Raw genomic sequence first — 14,351 nt, forward strand, 5'->3', positions numbered from 1 at the left:
TACTTGTAGAAGGTAATTGATTAAAAGGAGATGTTTATAAAGCTATGAGTTATAAAATATATCTGGTAGAGGACGAAGAAAACTTAAACGATATATTGAAATCTTATCTTCAAAATGAAGGATTACAGGTTACCACTTTTCTAAATGGTCAATCCGCAAGAAATGCCATAGATAACGACGTTGACTTATGGGTGCTAGATATTACGCTTCCTGATATAGATGGATTTCAGTTGCTAAAAGAAATAAAGGAAAAAAATAAAGATGTTCCTGTTATATTTATATCCGCAAGAGATCAAGATATTGATAGAATTATTGGCCTTGAAATGGGCAGTGATGATTATCTCGCAAAGCCATTTATGCCAAGAGAACTTGTTATAAGAGTACAAAAATTGTTAAATCGAGTTTATAACAGTGATAAGGTTAAGCAAGTCATAATTATTGAAGGTTATACTATTGATATAGATAGGAGATTAGTAAAGTTTGATGATGAAGTAGTATCTATGACCTCAGGGGAATTCGATCTGTTACTACTTTTAATAAATAAGAAAGGTGGAGCAGTTACAAGGGCGCAGATAATTAACGACCTATGGGGAGATAACTATTTTGGAAGTGACAGAGTAGTTGATGATTTGGTCAGGAGACTTAGAAAGAAAATTCCTAAATTAAAGGTAGAGACCATATATGGACATGGATACAGGCTATCCTGTTAGAAAGGACTTATTATGAAGAAACTAAAGAATCGCCCCTTGGCTACACAAATATGGATTATATTCACATTAGTAATTATAATTGTGTTTGTTTTGTTATCAGTATATTTTTCTTTAACAATAAGATCCTTCTTTACCAATGAGATATATAAAACTATTGAAACGGCTCAAGAGAGCTTAATCCAAAAGAGTACAGGTGGAAATGAACTTAATGAAGAGGAGAATACGGCTATAGTCAGTAATGACATCCGTGCTGTAAAACACATGAGATTAAATTATAATAAATCTGAAGCAAATATAGTGAAAATACAAAAAATCATACCAGATAATATTGCAGCAGAGTCTTTCCTTAATAAATTAAAAAGACAAGTAAAAAGTCAAACTAATACCACTCAAAGATATGTTGAAAGTACAAGTTCTGGCAGAATACTATATGTAGTGAGGACAACCGGGATCAATAAAAAAGGGAATTTCGAAATATCTTATATGTGGGATACTTACAGAAATTCTTTGTATACGAGTTTAATAGGTAGGCTATTCTCTGTAATGATTATTGCATTAATCATATGTCTTATGGGTGCAAAATATACGGCTCAAAAGCTTGTGTTACCTCTAAGGGAATTGCAAGGTAAGGTGAAAAAAATAGGTATAAGACAGTGGCATGAAAGTATTGACATAGACAGAAATGATGAAATTGGGGAACTCTCGAAATCCATTGAGGAGATGAGAAAAGAACTCGTTAAGCAGGATGAATATGAACAGACGATGCTACAGAAGACATCCCACGATTTAAAGACACCTTTAATGGTAATAAGAAGCTATGCGCATGCCGTAGAAGACGGAATTTACCCAAAGGGAGATCTGAAAAGTACCATGAAAGTTATTGATTATGAAACCCAAAAAATGCAAAAGAGGGTAAATGGTCTACTTTATTTAACTAAAATCAAGTATATGTCTAAGTATAAGAATGAATTTAAAAAAACAAACATCAAGGATTTAGCCGAAGGAATTATTGAAAGCCTTTTTTATAACAAGAAAGGTATTAAGTTTGAGATTGAAATTGAAAATATTAAGGTAATTGGCGATGAAGAGCAATGGACTGTGGTTTTTGAAAATATAATAGAAAATGGATTAAGATATGCAAAAAACCTAATTAGGATAAATATATATGAAGACGATAAACAGCAGTACATTTCTATATATAATGATGGTGAAAAAATTCCTGATGATAGGCTTGAAAATATATTTTGGGCTTTTAACAAGGGCAATGAAGGCAATTTTGGTTTGGGTCTGGATATTGTAAAAAGAATAGTAAGTATGTACAATGGCAGTATAAAGGCTCAGAATGAAGATAGTGGTGTGTCTTTTATAGTGATCATTACGAAATAAAAACATGAGAATATTAAGCATAGGAATTATACTATGCTTATGCATTTCTACTTGTTCATATTTTTATGATACCATTTATCTGCAATCTTTATAGCGATATTGCCTAATACAAGTGAAAAGACTGCTAAAATAGCAAGGCATAATGCAGTATCTAATGAAAGGAATTTCTTGCTGTAAATTCCTAAATAAGAGCTTATTCCCCACCAGATTATTATGGAAATCATGCCTGCTGTATATTCAAGCCTTTTCCTAATTACTTTGTATTTTTCTAACATATCCACAAAATTCATCTCCTTATCACCCATGAGAATAATATCTCATGGATTACTTACTATCTTACTACTTTGTGCTTTTATGTAATTTTAAATTTAAATTTTTCCAGATATATTTTCCATCATTTGAGCTGTTGAATTTAATTCCTCAAGGGATGCGGCTATTTCTTGAAGTGTTGCTACTTGACCCTCAAATATACCAGTAGATTTACTTATTTTTTCATTTATGTTTTTTATAGAAGCACCAATGCTCTTCAATACATCATCTACCTTTTTAACTGATTCACTTGTTGATGTTGACAATTTTCTAATCTCTGTTGCGACCACTTTAAATCCTCTTCCGGCCTCCCCAGCTCTTGCAGCTTCAATTGCAGCATTTAACCCTAACATATTTGTTTTAGATGATATTGTTTGAATAAATTTAAGAATTTCATCTGTATTCTTTGAGTTATCATTAGCCTCTTGGACTTTTGAAGATATATCATCATTCATGGTAACTACATTCTGTACTCCTGTTGAAAGATTATTAATAGCAATTGATATTTGACTAAGTGTTGAGGATAAAGTTTGAGAAATATTTATTAATTCATTTGTTTTTATTAAACTTTTACCCATAACAACGCATCCATCAACTTTATGCTGTTCATTATGAATAGGAATTGCATATGATCTAAATGGAATACCATATACCTCTTTTGGCACATTTTTAATAAGTATTTTATCAGTTTTCATAGCCAGAAGAATTGCTCCCCCTTCAGGTACTTTATCACCTTCCTCTGATCTCAAATTCAAGTTTGAATTATTCTGTACTTTTAAAAATGTTTCTGTATCTGTTATGGCAAAAGATACATCATCGTCAAAAAAACATGGCAAATAAGTTAACACATTAATAAACGAATTTAATATTTCATTATCACAAATCATTTTTTGCATTTGCATTTCGCTCCTTTAATTTAGCATAGATTTTATTCGGTCAATAGTTAATTATACTATAATTACCATGATTTTCATATAAAAAGTAAAATATGATCAATTTTTTATCACAGAATATAGCATTTTAATGATTTGTATGATATGATCTAATTGTAAAAATTAAACATCAATATATCAAGAATTAGGGTAGAGATTTAGCTCTATGACCCTATACCAACCTGCATTTATATGTAAGGTGGTTCAGCTAAAACACGATAAGGAGGTGAAGAAAAATATAGATGTTCATCGTTCTTCTTATCTTAGGATAAGAAGATTTTTTTGTTTTGAAACAAATTTGAGGGAGTGATTATTAATGAATACAACAGGAATGATAATAGGATATATCAAATTTTTGCCTGAAATAATATATATTATAATTTAGGTACTTGACATAACAACATAGTTGCAATACAATATAGCCACTAGGTTACATTACAAGGTAGGTGATACAAAATGGCAAATTCTTCTCAATTATTAAAAGGAATTTTAGAAGGTTGCATATTAAAAATAATTTTAAAAAAAGAAACCTACGGATATGAATTATATAGTTCACTAAAAATAAATGGTTTTGATGACTTATCTGAAGGAACTTTATATCCTTTGCTAATTAGGTTGGAGAAAAATGGTTTATTGTCCTCGATAAGCAGGGACTCACCTCTAGGACCAAAACGAAAATATTATTCGCTTACTAAATTAGGGGAACATGAATTTTTAGATTTTTGTAGCTCCTGGGGTAAAATTTCAAAATCAGTTAATAAGATATTGGGGGATGATCTAAGTGATTAAAACAAAATCATTAATAATGCAATTAAATAAAGCATCTGAAAACTTATCTTTAGAAAACAAAGGTGTATTTGATGACATTGTAGTCTATGTAAGAACATCAAATATAAAAACAAGAGATGCTGAAGAATTTCTTCAACAGATACTAGACAGTTTTTTAAATGCAGAGCAACAAGGTGTAAGCATTGAAACTGTACTAGGGACAACAGATATTAAGCATTACTGTGAAGAAATAGTAGATACCTTCAAATCAAGCTATAATTACTCATCACTATGTAGCGAATATGTTATGTACACAGGTATGATCATAACAATGTTATCAATTATTAATTATATTACACAAAGTTTAAGTATAATTTCAAAGTATGGTGTTAATAATCTCACTTTCTATCTAAACTTTAATTTAGGAATAATCTCTCAAGTTTTTATTATAGGGATTACTATTATTGCTATTATGACTTATATCAAAAAAAGCTGTTTTAAGGAACTAGTCAAGGTTAGTAAACTAAAAGAGTTTTTTAAACTTTGGGTAATAGGATGTCTATGGTTTGGTATATTTATTGCTTGCTTGATGTTTTTAGGGGGAATATTAGTATTTAGAGTAAATATAATTTTAGTCATTATTGTTGGAATCGCTTTATATTTTATAGGTAATTATGTATCAGAAAAATAAAGACTTTAAAAATTGAAATATAAGGGATAGTAACCGCAAAACGAGGAAAGGGGGTCACTACACATGATATACAAACTTAGATATTTAATTATAGCAATTGTATTTCTTATTTTAACAAAATTAATTGTGCCAATATTCCAATTTATGAATTGGAATATAGCAAAAGAAAGTCAAGATTTAGTAGTAATTATTTTTGGTTCATTAGCTATTATTTTTTCATTAGTAGCAGCAGTTTTTAGTATTAAAAAAAATCACCATTAATAATCAAAACATCATATAATGGGTATTTTTACTCATCCACCTGAAAAGGTGGGATAGGATAGTAGCCTCAATCTGAATGTAACACAATTATGTTACATTCACTTCAGAATATCAATATAAGCAAAGTATGTAATAAATACTACATATAGTCTCATATTAATTTTTCATATAGTTTAAACCAATCCAATCCGTAGTTTCCAAGTCCCAAATCAACAGTATCAATATATTTAAAACTACATTTTTCATACAACTTTATGGCAGGTATATTCCCTTCATATACATCTAGCCTAATTGATTTAACTTGTGACTTAATGCTGCATTCATCAGCAAATTCCATTAGTGCTTTGCCTACACCACATTTCATAAATCTCGGATGAACAACAAATGTATGTATAACAAAAACGTCTGAATAGTCAGACTCAAATCCCCATTTAGCATTATAATATTCCGGTTCAGGTTCATTACTTAAAATAATAGAACCAATGATTTTCCCATTATGCTTTGCCACATAGAGATTGTCGTTTTTGACTCCATCAATTGCATTTTGTCTTATAGGATATATACCCTTTATCCATCCAGGATAATTTACTCCTTTTGCCAAATAGTCATTTAAATCATTGTAAAGTTGTTCTAATTCATCAATATCATTTGTTTGTCCAAATCCAATAGTAATATCCATGTGTATACCCTCCAAATAAATGTAAAATATAAAATTTGTTTCATTATAATATTTTACAATTTCGACTAATAATATATATTCAATAATACCATAATTATTGTAAATTAAGCATATTTACAATTTAAAAAAATTACATATAGCCTCAATGTGAAAGTAACTCAATTGGTATTGTGTTACATTCACAATATCAATACGAGCTTAAAAAAACTTGTACCAATATATAAGAATAAAACGAACTTTGGCTATATAAGAACTCTATGACGACAAATATCAATATTATCCTTCAACTTCATTTTCTGCAAAAAACAAAAATCTCTTTCCATGGGAATAGGAAAAAATAACCATATTAGTTTTAATACTTAGCGTATAATTTCCAGCTATCTTTTTAAAATTTTATTTTTATAATATAATAACTTACCAAAATCTATTGTGCTTATACCATAAGCACCTAAACATACTGCCATGTTTATAATAATAGTTTCCCAATGCCATTTTATATAATAACATTTTTGTGCAACAATATATGTGGTTATAGAAGAAAATAAATAAGCTATAAGTGTTGTAATTGCTTCTTTCGCAAACATAGTTAGTCCTAAACCTAATGAAAGTATTGCTTTGTTTATTGCGCCAACTAAGAAATCATTCAATATATACAGCCACTTACGCCTAATATGATAATTGATAAAGAAATTATTAAATTGTTGTATAGTGTATATTGAAGCAGGAGAATTATAATGGTAAGATAAAGGTGTTGAAAATTGCAATACAAATGGAGGCGAAAATGATGATAAAGCTACTTGCGATAGTCCCATATGAAGGTTTAAGAGAATTACTTAAAGATATATGTAGTAAATATGAAAATATTGTTATGGATATAGAAATTGCAGATTTGGATGGATCAATACCAATTGCTAGAGAAGCTGATAAAAGAGGTTATGATATTATCCTCAGCCGTGGGGGTACTGCAAATATAATACGTGAATACGCTGAAATACCAGTTATTGAAATCCCTGTGTCAGGTTATGATATTCTTCATGTTCTAACACTAATTAAAAATTCAAGTACAAAGATGGCAGCTATAGGATTTAATAATATATGCAAAGGAACTGAGATTGTTAGAGAGCTACTTAATATAGATTTACCAATATATTCACTTAACAAAGAAACTGAAGTAACACAGGTGTTGCAAAATGCATTTAATGATGGTATACAAATTGTGCTAGGAGATGTTGTTACAGTCAGGGCTGCTAAAGAAATGGGTTACCATGGGATACTTATTACTTCAGGTTATGAATCAGTAAATGAAGCATTTAAAGAAGTGCAGAGGATATATGATATTTTACTTAAAGGAAAAGCTAAGGTAAACCTTTTGGAGAAGTTACTTGAATCAAGTAGTTTAGGGGTAATAGCAGTTGACGGTCAAAATGTTATTAGATATACAAACAGTGCAGCGGCAACGATCTTAGGGGAAGAAACGGTTAAACTTATAGGAGATGTTCTTGCCTATCATGTACCTATTATAGTAAATTTAATTAAAAACATCGTAAATGAGGGTAAGAAAGATGTTAAACAATATATTTATATAAAGAAAAAGCAAGTATACATTAACATAGTATCTTGCCCTGATGAAATTGAGGCACGGTACATAATATTTCTAGTAACTGATGAGTCAAAAATAAAAAATTCGTTAGTACAAATGCCGTCTGGTATTTCAACTTTTGCTCAAATAGTTGGTTCAAGTGTTGCTATAAAAAAATGTATTCAAAAGGCGAAAAAACTTGCGGGTTTAGATGGAAATGTCTGGATTTATGGCGAAAGTGGAAGTGGAAAATGTATGTTTGCCCAGGCGATCCATTCAGAAAGTTCATTTAGAAAAAACTCGTTTTATATTTTGGACTGTAATCAACTATCTGATTTAGAACTAGAAAGTGAATTATTTGGAAATGAAAATATTGTAGGTCTAATACAAAAGGGAGAAAAGGGGACACTTTATCTTAAGGATATTGATGGTATGAAACTTAGTATTCAAGAAAGGCTAGTTCTTGAGGTTAACAAAGGTACTTCAATGAGGATAATTGCATCATCTAGTATTCCGTTTGAAAAATCTACAATTAGAGAAGAATTTTCTAAAAAACTTTTTTCTATAATTGGAGAACTATATTTGAAAATACCGTCTATAAAGGAACGTTTAGAAGATATTGAAGAAATTGTTAGAATTAAAATAGCGGATTATAATTCACAGTATGGCAAGCAGATTGTTGGGATGAGAGCTGAGGTAATTAACAAATTGATGAACGAGAATTGGCCTGGTAATGTGAAAGAACTAATTAATATTATTACAGAAATGCCTGCTGCGTCAGATGGGCCGTATATTGAATTAAATGATGTAGATGAAATTCTAAGGAGGCATGAGGAATCTCATAAAAAATTATCGCAAAATACGATGATGGTAGATATAAGTGGTTCTTGGGAAGAAATCGAAAAAAAGATTTTGTGGCATATTTTGCAAGAGGAAGATATGAATCAATCTAGTACTGCGGAAAGGTTAGGAATCAATAGGACAACTATTTGGAGAAAATTAAAGGAATATGATACAACAATTTTGCAAAAATAAACAGTTTTTGCAAAATGAAATAAGAAACCTAAAAGGTGATATTCACTTTTTAGGTTTCTTTATTTGAACCTAAATATTAGATTGGGAATCAATAGAAAAACTATTTGGAGAAAAACAAAGGAAAATAATAAGACTGTTGCAAAAACAAACAATATTTGTGATTGGAGTTGTTTATAATACTGAAAAGTTATATACTACAAATAAGCAGAACAGATATTAAAACAATATGTTGCAAAAATAGACAATTAAGTAGCTCGTATAGTAATAAAATTTTCATTACTATTAATAATAGATATTAAAGGGAGGTTTTATAAGAGCTTATTTTAATTCATTTTGGAGGGGTTTTATTATGTTTAAAATTGCAATAATAGCTGATGACTTAACAGGAGCTTCAGATTCAGGTGTTCAGTTTGCTAGAAAAGGTATTGAAACACATGTAATTTTTGATATGAACCTTTTTAGTGATGCATCAAATGAAAACGTTGTTATTGTAGTAGACACAGACAGCCGTGCTATTAAAACAGAGGATGCTTATGGGAGAGTTAAAGAGACTGTAAGTAAACTTCATAATTATGGATTTGATTTTATTTATAAGAAAATAGATTCAACTCTCAGAGGAAATTTGGGATATGAAATTGATGCAATACTAGACTCGACATCTTTTGATTATTCAATAGTAGTTCCAGCTTTTCCAAAACTCGGCAGAACAACGGTTGAGGGTGTTCAATATTTAAATCATGTACCAGTAAGTGAAACTGAAGTTGGCAGGGATCCACGTACACCTGTAAAAGAATCAAATGTAGTTAAACTACTCTCACTTCAAACCAATAGGAAATGTACATTAATAAAACTAGACATTGTTCGCGGCGGAAGCGACAATATAATTAAAAAAATTAGTGAGGAAAGAGCACATGGAAATGAAATTTTTATTTTTGATGCTGAAACTGAAGAAGATTTAGAAATTATAGCAGCATCTCAATCACATTATGATCCATCTAGAATACTTTGGGTAGGTTCTGCTGGACTTGCAGAGTTCATTCCAAAATACTTTGGGTTTCCTGATGTATTGCCTGAAGTAATGAATATTTCGCCAACTAAAAATCCGGTTATACTTGTTTCAGGAAGTTTATCACAATTAACAAGTAACCAAGTAAATCGGTTTAATAAATTACCACAAGTTGCACAAGTTGAGCTTAATGTTCTGGACATTATTCAATCTGATAAAAAGAAGGCAGACGAAATCAAGAGGTGTTTTGATGAAGTGTCAATAGCAACAAAAGAGGGAAAGGACATCAGTCTTTATACATGCTCATTACCTGAATATATTGTTGCTACAAAGTTAAGTGGAAAAGAATTAGGTCTTGATGGAATGGAAGTATCCAATCAAATCTCTAATGCATTAGGAGAAATTATGTCAAAGATATTAAAAGAAATACCTCTTGCAGGAATGATTCTTACCGGAGGTGACACGGCAAAAGCGGTATGTAAATGGAGCGAAATTTGTGGTATTAGTTTAATAAATGAAATTGAACCGGGTATACCACTCGGAAAACCTATTAATAAATTTGATATGTATGTAGTCACTAAAGCAGGAGCATTTGGGAAATATGATTCATTAATTAATGCATTAAAGATGTTAAAAGGAGGGGTTTCAATTTGAATAAACCTATTATTGGAATAACTATGGGAGATGCTGCAGGCGTAGGTCCAGAGATCATTATGAAAACACTTAAGTATGAGGAAATTTATGAAAATTGTAGGCCTATTGTTATAGGTGATGCAAATATGTTAATAAGAGCAAATGAAATTGTTAAATCTAGTATTGAAGTTAATATAATTACAGATATTAATGATGCCTTGTTTAAGTATGGGAAAGTTGATTGTATAGACCTTAATTTATTGCCTAGTGACCTACCTTTTGGGGAGGTATCTGCATCTGCTGGCAATGCTGCTTTTCAATATTTAAAAAAAGCAATAGAACTTGCAAATGAGGGCAAAATAGATGCAATCTGTACTGCACCTCTAAATAAGGAGGCACTTCATAAAGGTGGACATAACTACCCTGGGCATACCGAAATTCTTGCGGAGCTTACAGGAACAAAGGAATTTGCAATGATGTTATCTTCTCCAAAACTTAAAGTAATACACGTTACTACGCATATGGGAATGATTGATGCTGTAAAATCTATTAATAAGGAACGGGTATATAAAGTAATATGTATGGCTGCAGATGTTCTTAAGAAGGCAGGAAATCCAAACCCACGTATAGCTGTTTGTGGTGTAAATCCTCATGCTGGTGAAAATGGACTATTTGGTTATGGAGAAGAAGAAAGAGAAATATTGCCTGCAGTTAAGAGAGCAGAACTTGAAGGGATTATTGTAAATGGACCAATACCTGCAGACACAGTATTCTACAGAACCCTTAAGGGAGAATTTGATATAGTTGTTGTTATGTATCATGATCAAGGACATATTCCAGTTAAGGTTTTGGGATTTGCAAATGGCGTTAATATAACCGTTGGACTACCCAAAATACGTACAAGTGTAGATCATGGAACAGCTTTTGATATTGCAGGTAAAGGAATTGCAGATGAGCAAAGCATGATTGAAGCAATGAGGCAAGCAATTGAATTAGCACCAAAAAATAAATAAACTATGAGTTTATTCTGATTTGAAAGGAGAAATAAAATGTTAAAATTAAACGGTATAATAGCAGCAATGGCTACACCTTTAACAATGGAGGAAAAAGTTAATGAACAAGAATTGAGGAATCAGGTTAATAGATTTATTAAGGCTGGTATTCATTCACTATTTTGTTTAGGAACTAATGGAGAATTTTATGCCCTAAGCTTTGAGGAAAAGTTAAAAGTAATTAGTATTGTTGTGGATGAGACAAAAGGTCGGGTTCCTGTTTTAGCAGGTACAGGTTGCATTACTACAAAAGAGACTATTGAACTTACTAAAAAAGCAAAAGAGCTTGGGGTAGATGCAGTTTCAGTTATATCTCCATACTTTGCAGGGTGTTCGCAAGAAGTATTATATAATCATTTTAGTACTCTTGCAGATTCAGTAGATATTCCAATTATATTATATAATATACCAGCAAGAACTGGTGTAAATATTGATTATACTACTGTCGCACAATTGGCAAAAATTAAAAATATTGTTGGAATAAAAGATAGTAGTGGAAACTTTGATAATGTACTTCGTTATATTGAAGAAACACCAGAGGATTTCATAGTATTGTCTGGAAATGACTCATTAATTCTATGGACCCTAATGGCAGGAGGAAATGGTGGTATTTCTGGAATATCAAATATATTACCTGAAATTATGGTAAGCATTTATGAAGAATGGAAAAAAGGTGATTTTAAGAAATCTAAGAGAGCACAAGATAGCATTCGTGCAATACGCGATACCTTAAAATTCGGAAATCCAAATTCAATTGTAAAATTTGCAACTAACTTAGTTGGAAACCCAGTTGGACCAGCGAAGGCTCCATTTAATGTGGATAGCAAAGAGATTGAAGTTAAATTATTAAAAGTATTAGAACTTTATAAATAAAAATTTATTCTAATTTCATAGGGAGGCAAAAGATAATGAGTGAAGTTTATTCGATAGGTATGCCAAGAAAAGTTTTTTCAGGGCTTGATAGCATTTTGAAAATAGAAGAAATTATTAAGATGTGTGGAGCAAAAAAAGTAGTTTTAATTACAGATAAGGGTGTTTTTAATGCAGGAATTTTAGAAAAACCATTAGAGGTGCTTAGAGGTTTAAATGTTGAAATCAATATAATTAGTGATGTACCAACAGAACCTGAAAAAAAGCAAGTTATGCAGATTTTTAAAGAGGCAAATGAGTTTAAAGCAGATTTGATTATTGCAATCGGTGGCGGTAGCGTTATGGATACCACAAAGCTAGTTGCAGTTTTAATGAAAAATGAAGGTTATAGAGAAAATATATTAGATACTTCATTAATAATAGAAAATGGTATCAAAACTGTAATGGTACCTACATCTTCTGGAACAGGAGCAGAAGTAACACCAAATGCCATAGTGATTATTCCAGAAGAAGAACTAAAGGTAGGTATTGTTACAGATAAATTTATTGGTGATTATGTAATTCTTGATCCGCAAATGACTAAAAGTTTACCACCACATATTACTGCTTCTACAGGAATAGATGCATTTTGCCATTGTATTGAATGTTTTATTTCTAAAAAATCAAATCCTATTAGTGATATATTTGCTCTAAAGGGAATTAATCTGATAAGTAAGTATATAAGACGAGCATACATTAACGGTAATGATATGGAGGCAAGAGAAAATATGCTTTTAGCTGCTTTCTATGGAGGATTAAGCATATCATCTGCAAGCACTGTAGCTGTACATGCATTATCTTATCCTTTAGGTGGAAAATATAGAATTGCTCATGGGGTATCCAATGCTATGCTTTTGCCATATGTGATGGAGTTCAATGCAAATTCAATTTTGGATAAACTTATAATTGTAGCAAATGAAATGGATATAGATGTAGCTGGATTATCAAAAGAAGATATAGGGAAAAAAGTAATTTCTGAAATATATCTATTGGTAAAGGATTTAAAGATCCCATCGGATCTAACAAAGTTTGGGATCACAAAAGAAGACATAGAAACATTAGTTGATGCAGCGGCTAAGGTAACAAGGTTACTTAATAATAATCCAAAAGAAATGACAAGAGATGATATGAAAAATATTTATATGAAATTGTTGTAATTTGAATAAATTAAAAAGGGGTGTCAAAAAATGATTTTTGAAAGTATGAAAAATATGAAAGATTATACTAGCATTAATAGTAATTTTAAAGCTGCCTTTAATTTTTTAAAAAATACTGATTTAAATTCACTTAAAGTGGGTAGACATGAAGTTGACGGAGAAAATGTATACGTTTTAGTACAGGAATATACAACACAAAATGCTGATGAAAGACGTTTTGAAGCGCATGTAAAATATATAGATATACAGTATGTTGTTTCTGGAACAGAGATTATTGGATTTATGCCCACTGAATCCCTAGAGATTATGGAAGATAAATTACAAGAAAGGGATGCCGCCTTTTATAAAAACGTTTCAGATTATACTAAACTACAATTTAAAACGGGTGATTATGGAATATTTTTTCCAGAGGATGGTCATAAACCATGTTGCGCTTTTTTAGAGCCATCACATGTAAAAAAAATCGTTGTTAAAGTTTGTATTAATTAATAAATTTTAATGCAAAAGGAAAGAAGGAGATACAAATGACAACTTTAATGGCTTTTATCATAGGAGTCCTACAAATTACTATACTTGATTTAACATTATCTGGTGACAACATTGGTGTTATAGCATTAGCAACAAAAGACCTATCGCCTAAATTTGCGAAGAAAGCTAGTTTTATAGGAATATCAGGAGCTATAGGATTAAGAGTGTTATTTGCATGTATTATTACTCAAATAATGGCTATACAGTGGTTACCGATTAAGTTAGTTGGTGGACTTGTTTTAGTAAAAATAACATGGGACTTTATTAAGCCACAGTCTAAAGAAGCAGAGTGTGATGTAAAAAAAACAGATAAATTTTGGGGAGCTGTAGCTGTAATCGTTATAGCTGATATTAGTATGAGTCTTGATAATGTAATTGCAATAGCAAGTACAGCAGATGGCAATGTTTTATTAATTGTTATCGGTATTTTGATAAACATACCTATAATTTTTTATGGAAGTCAATTTGTTGCAAACTTAATGAAAGATCACCCTATTGTTATATTCATAGGTGGTGCAATACTTGCTCATACATCATTTAAAATGATACTTGAGGATAATATAACTATAAAATATTTAAGCCTTCCAAATATAGTTTCAGTGATAATTCCATGGGTTTTTGCCATTGGTATATTGTTGTATGGATACTTAGTAATAAAAAAATTAAAAAAAGGGAAAATACCCTATGGAGTAGAGTTTTAATAAATGATTAAAAAT

At 30.7% G+C, this 14,351-nt stretch carries 16 protein-coding genes; 12 read left to right on the plus strand and 4 right to left on the minus strand.

Annotated features, from left to right (window positions below):
- The first annotated feature begins 44 nt into the window (after window positions 1-44).
- Both KPL54_RS13315 and KPL54_RS13320 read left to right on the plus strand, forming a co-directional pair.
- Entirely contained in the window at window positions 45-710 is a 666-nt protein-coding gene (locus KPL54_RS13315; RefSeq protein WP_216107018.1) for a response regulator transcription factor, read from the plus strand.
- Between the two features lie 12 nt (window positions 711-722).
- Window positions 723-2,096: a sensor histidine kinase gene (locus KPL54_RS13320; protein WP_216107019.1), complete on the plus strand. Its 1,374-nt coding sequence runs from the start codon at window positions 723-725 to the stop codon at window positions 2,094-2,096.
- Window positions 2,097-2,143: 47 nt separating this feature from the next.
- Here the strand turns inward: KPL54_RS13320 and KPL54_RS13325 are convergent, their stop codons facing one another.
- Window positions 2,144-2,377 carry a hypothetical protein gene (locus KPL54_RS13325; RefSeq protein WP_216107020.1) on the minus strand — a complete coding sequence of 78 codons (234 nt, stop codon included), beginning with the start codon at window positions 2,375-2,377 and terminating at the stop codon, window positions 2,144-2,146.
- Between the two features lie 87 nt (window positions 2,378-2,464).
- Window positions 2,465-3,301 (minus strand): methyl-accepting chemotaxis protein, encoded by an 837-nt coding sequence (locus KPL54_RS13330; protein ID WP_216107021.1) that lies wholly within the window; start codon window positions 3,299-3,301, stop codon window positions 2,465-2,467.
- Between the two features lie 492 nt (window positions 3,302-3,793).
- Here KPL54_RS13330 and KPL54_RS13335 point away from each other — a divergent pair, with 492 nt between their 5' ends.
- The 3 genes from KPL54_RS13335 to KPL54_RS13345 all read left to right on the plus strand — a co-directional run bounded on the left by KPL54_RS13335 (window position 3,794) and on the right by KPL54_RS13345 (window position 5,057).
- Window positions 3,794-4,126: a PadR family transcriptional regulator gene (locus KPL54_RS13335; RefSeq protein ID WP_216107022.1), complete on the plus strand. Its 333-nt coding sequence runs from the start codon at window positions 3,794-3,796 to the stop codon at window positions 4,124-4,126.
- Window positions 4,119-4,796: a hypothetical protein gene (locus tag KPL54_RS13340; RefSeq protein WP_216107023.1), complete on the plus strand. Its 678-nt coding sequence runs from the start codon at window positions 4,119-4,121 to the stop codon at window positions 4,794-4,796. The genes KPL54_RS13335 and KPL54_RS13340 overlap by 8 nt, the downstream gene beginning before the upstream one ends.
- A 63-nt stretch (window positions 4,797-4,859) precedes the next feature.
- Complete coding sequence (locus KPL54_RS13345; RefSeq protein WP_216107024.1) at window positions 4,860-5,057, plus strand: hypothetical protein; 198 nt, start codon at window positions 4,860-4,862, stop codon at window positions 5,055-5,057.
- A 151-nt stretch (window positions 5,058-5,208) separates the two neighbouring features.
- Here KPL54_RS13345 and KPL54_RS13350 read toward each other — a convergent pair whose 3' ends face one another.
- Window positions 5,209-5,736, minus strand: coding sequence for a GNAT family N-acetyltransferase (locus tag KPL54_RS13350; protein ID WP_216107025.1), 528 nt, complete (start codon window positions 5,734-5,736; stop codon window positions 5,209-5,211).
- A 377-nt stretch (window positions 5,737-6,113) separates the two neighbouring features.
- Window positions 6,114-6,383, minus strand: a complete 270-nt coding sequence (locus tag KPL54_RS13355; RefSeq protein WP_216107026.1) for a hypothetical protein — start codon at window positions 6,381-6,383, stop codon at window positions 6,114-6,116.
- Between the two features lie 134 nt (window positions 6,384-6,517).
- Between KPL54_RS13355 and KPL54_RS13360 the strand changes: the two genes are divergently transcribed.
- The 7 genes from KPL54_RS13360 to KPL54_RS13390 all read left to right on the plus strand — a co-directional run bounded on the left by KPL54_RS13360 (window position 6,518) and on the right by KPL54_RS13390 (window position 14,336).
- A complete protein-coding gene (locus tag KPL54_RS13360) occupies window positions 6,518-8,350 on the plus strand; it encodes a sigma-54-dependent Fis family transcriptional regulator (RefSeq protein ID WP_216107027.1) in 1,833 nt (610 codons plus the stop codon).
- Window positions 8,351-8,699: 349 nt separating this feature from the next.
- Window positions 8,700-10,010 (plus strand): four-carbon acid sugar kinase family protein, encoded by a 1,311-nt coding sequence (locus tag KPL54_RS13365; RefSeq protein WP_216107028.1) that lies wholly within the window; start codon window positions 8,700-8,702, stop codon window positions 10,008-10,010.
- 23 nt (window positions 10,011-10,033) lie between these two features.
- Complete coding sequence (gene pdxA / locus KPL54_RS13370) at window positions 10,034-11,002, plus strand: 4-hydroxythreonine-4-phosphate dehydrogenase PdxA (RefSeq protein WP_216107055.1); 969 nt, start codon at window positions 10,034-10,036, stop codon at window positions 11,000-11,002.
- A gap of 36 nt (window positions 11,003-11,038) precedes the next feature.
- Window positions 11,039-11,914, plus strand: a complete 876-nt coding sequence (gene dapA, locus KPL54_RS13375) for a 4-hydroxy-tetrahydrodipicolinate synthase (protein ID WP_216107029.1) — start codon at window positions 11,039-11,041, stop codon at window positions 11,912-11,914.
- A 35-nt stretch (window positions 11,915-11,949) separates the two neighbouring features.
- Window positions 11,950-13,107, plus strand: a complete 1,158-nt coding sequence (locus KPL54_RS13380) for an iron-containing alcohol dehydrogenase (RefSeq protein ID WP_216107030.1) — start codon at window positions 11,950-11,952, stop codon at window positions 13,105-13,107.
- A gap of 30 nt (window positions 13,108-13,137) precedes the next feature.
- Window positions 13,138-13,596, plus strand: a complete 459-nt coding sequence (locus tag KPL54_RS13385; RefSeq protein WP_216107031.1) for a YhcH/YjgK/YiaL family protein — start codon at window positions 13,138-13,140, stop codon at window positions 13,594-13,596.
- 35 nt (window positions 13,597-13,631) lie between these two features.
- Window positions 13,632-14,336: a YjbE family putative metal transport protein gene (locus tag KPL54_RS13390; protein ID WP_216107032.1), complete on the plus strand. Its 705-nt coding sequence runs from the start codon at window positions 13,632-13,634 to the stop codon at window positions 14,334-14,336.
- Window positions 14,337-14,351: the final 15 nt, after the last annotated feature.

This window comes from Clostridium estertheticum, assembly GCF_018861295.1.
Taxonomy (GTDB): domain Bacteria; phylum Bacillota; class Clostridia; order Clostridiales; family Clostridiaceae; genus Clostridium_AD; species Clostridium_AD estertheticum_D.

Coding starts and splice junctions, on each gene's coding strand:
- KPL54_RS13315 (WP_216107018.1), top strand. CDS start 45: ATGAGTTATAAAATATATCTGGTAGAGGACGAAGAAAACTTAAACGAT.
- KPL54_RS13320 (WP_216107019.1), top strand. CDS start 723: ATGAAGAAACTAAAGAATCGCCCCTTGGCTACACAAATATGGATTATA.
- KPL54_RS13330 (WP_216107021.1), bottom strand. CDS start 3,301: ATGCAAAAAATGATTTGTGATAATGAAATATTAAATTCGTTTATTAAT.
- KPL54_RS13335 (WP_216107022.1), top strand. CDS start 3,794: ATGGCAAATTCTTCTCAATTATTAAAAGGAATTTTAGAAGGTTGCATA.
- KPL54_RS13345 (WP_216107024.1), top strand. CDS start 4,860: ATGATATACAAACTTAGATATTTAATTATAGCAATTGTATTTCTTATT.
- KPL54_RS13350 (WP_216107025.1), bottom strand. CDS start 5,736: ATGGATATTACTATTGGATTTGGACAAACAAATGATATTGATGAATTA.
- KPL54_RS13360 (WP_216107027.1), top strand. CDS start 6,518: ATGATGATAAAGCTACTTGCGATAGTCCCATATGAAGGTTTAAGAGAA.
- KPL54_RS13365 (WP_216107028.1), top strand. CDS start 8,700: ATGTTTAAAATTGCAATAATAGCTGATGACTTAACAGGAGCTTCAGAT.
- pdxA (WP_216107055.1), top strand. CDS start 10,034: ATGGGAGATGCTGCAGGCGTAGGTCCAGAGATCATTATGAAAACACTT.
- dapA (WP_216107029.1), top strand. CDS start 11,039: ATGTTAAAATTAAACGGTATAATAGCAGCAATGGCTACACCTTTAACA.
- KPL54_RS13380 (WP_216107030.1), top strand. CDS start 11,950: ATGAGTGAAGTTTATTCGATAGGTATGCCAAGAAAAGTTTTTTCAGGG.
- KPL54_RS13385 (WP_216107031.1), top strand. CDS start 13,138: ATGATTTTTGAAAGTATGAAAAATATGAAAGATTATACTAGCATTAAT.
- KPL54_RS13390 (WP_216107032.1), top strand. CDS start 13,632: ATGACAACTTTAATGGCTTTTATCATAGGAGTCCTACAAATTACTATA.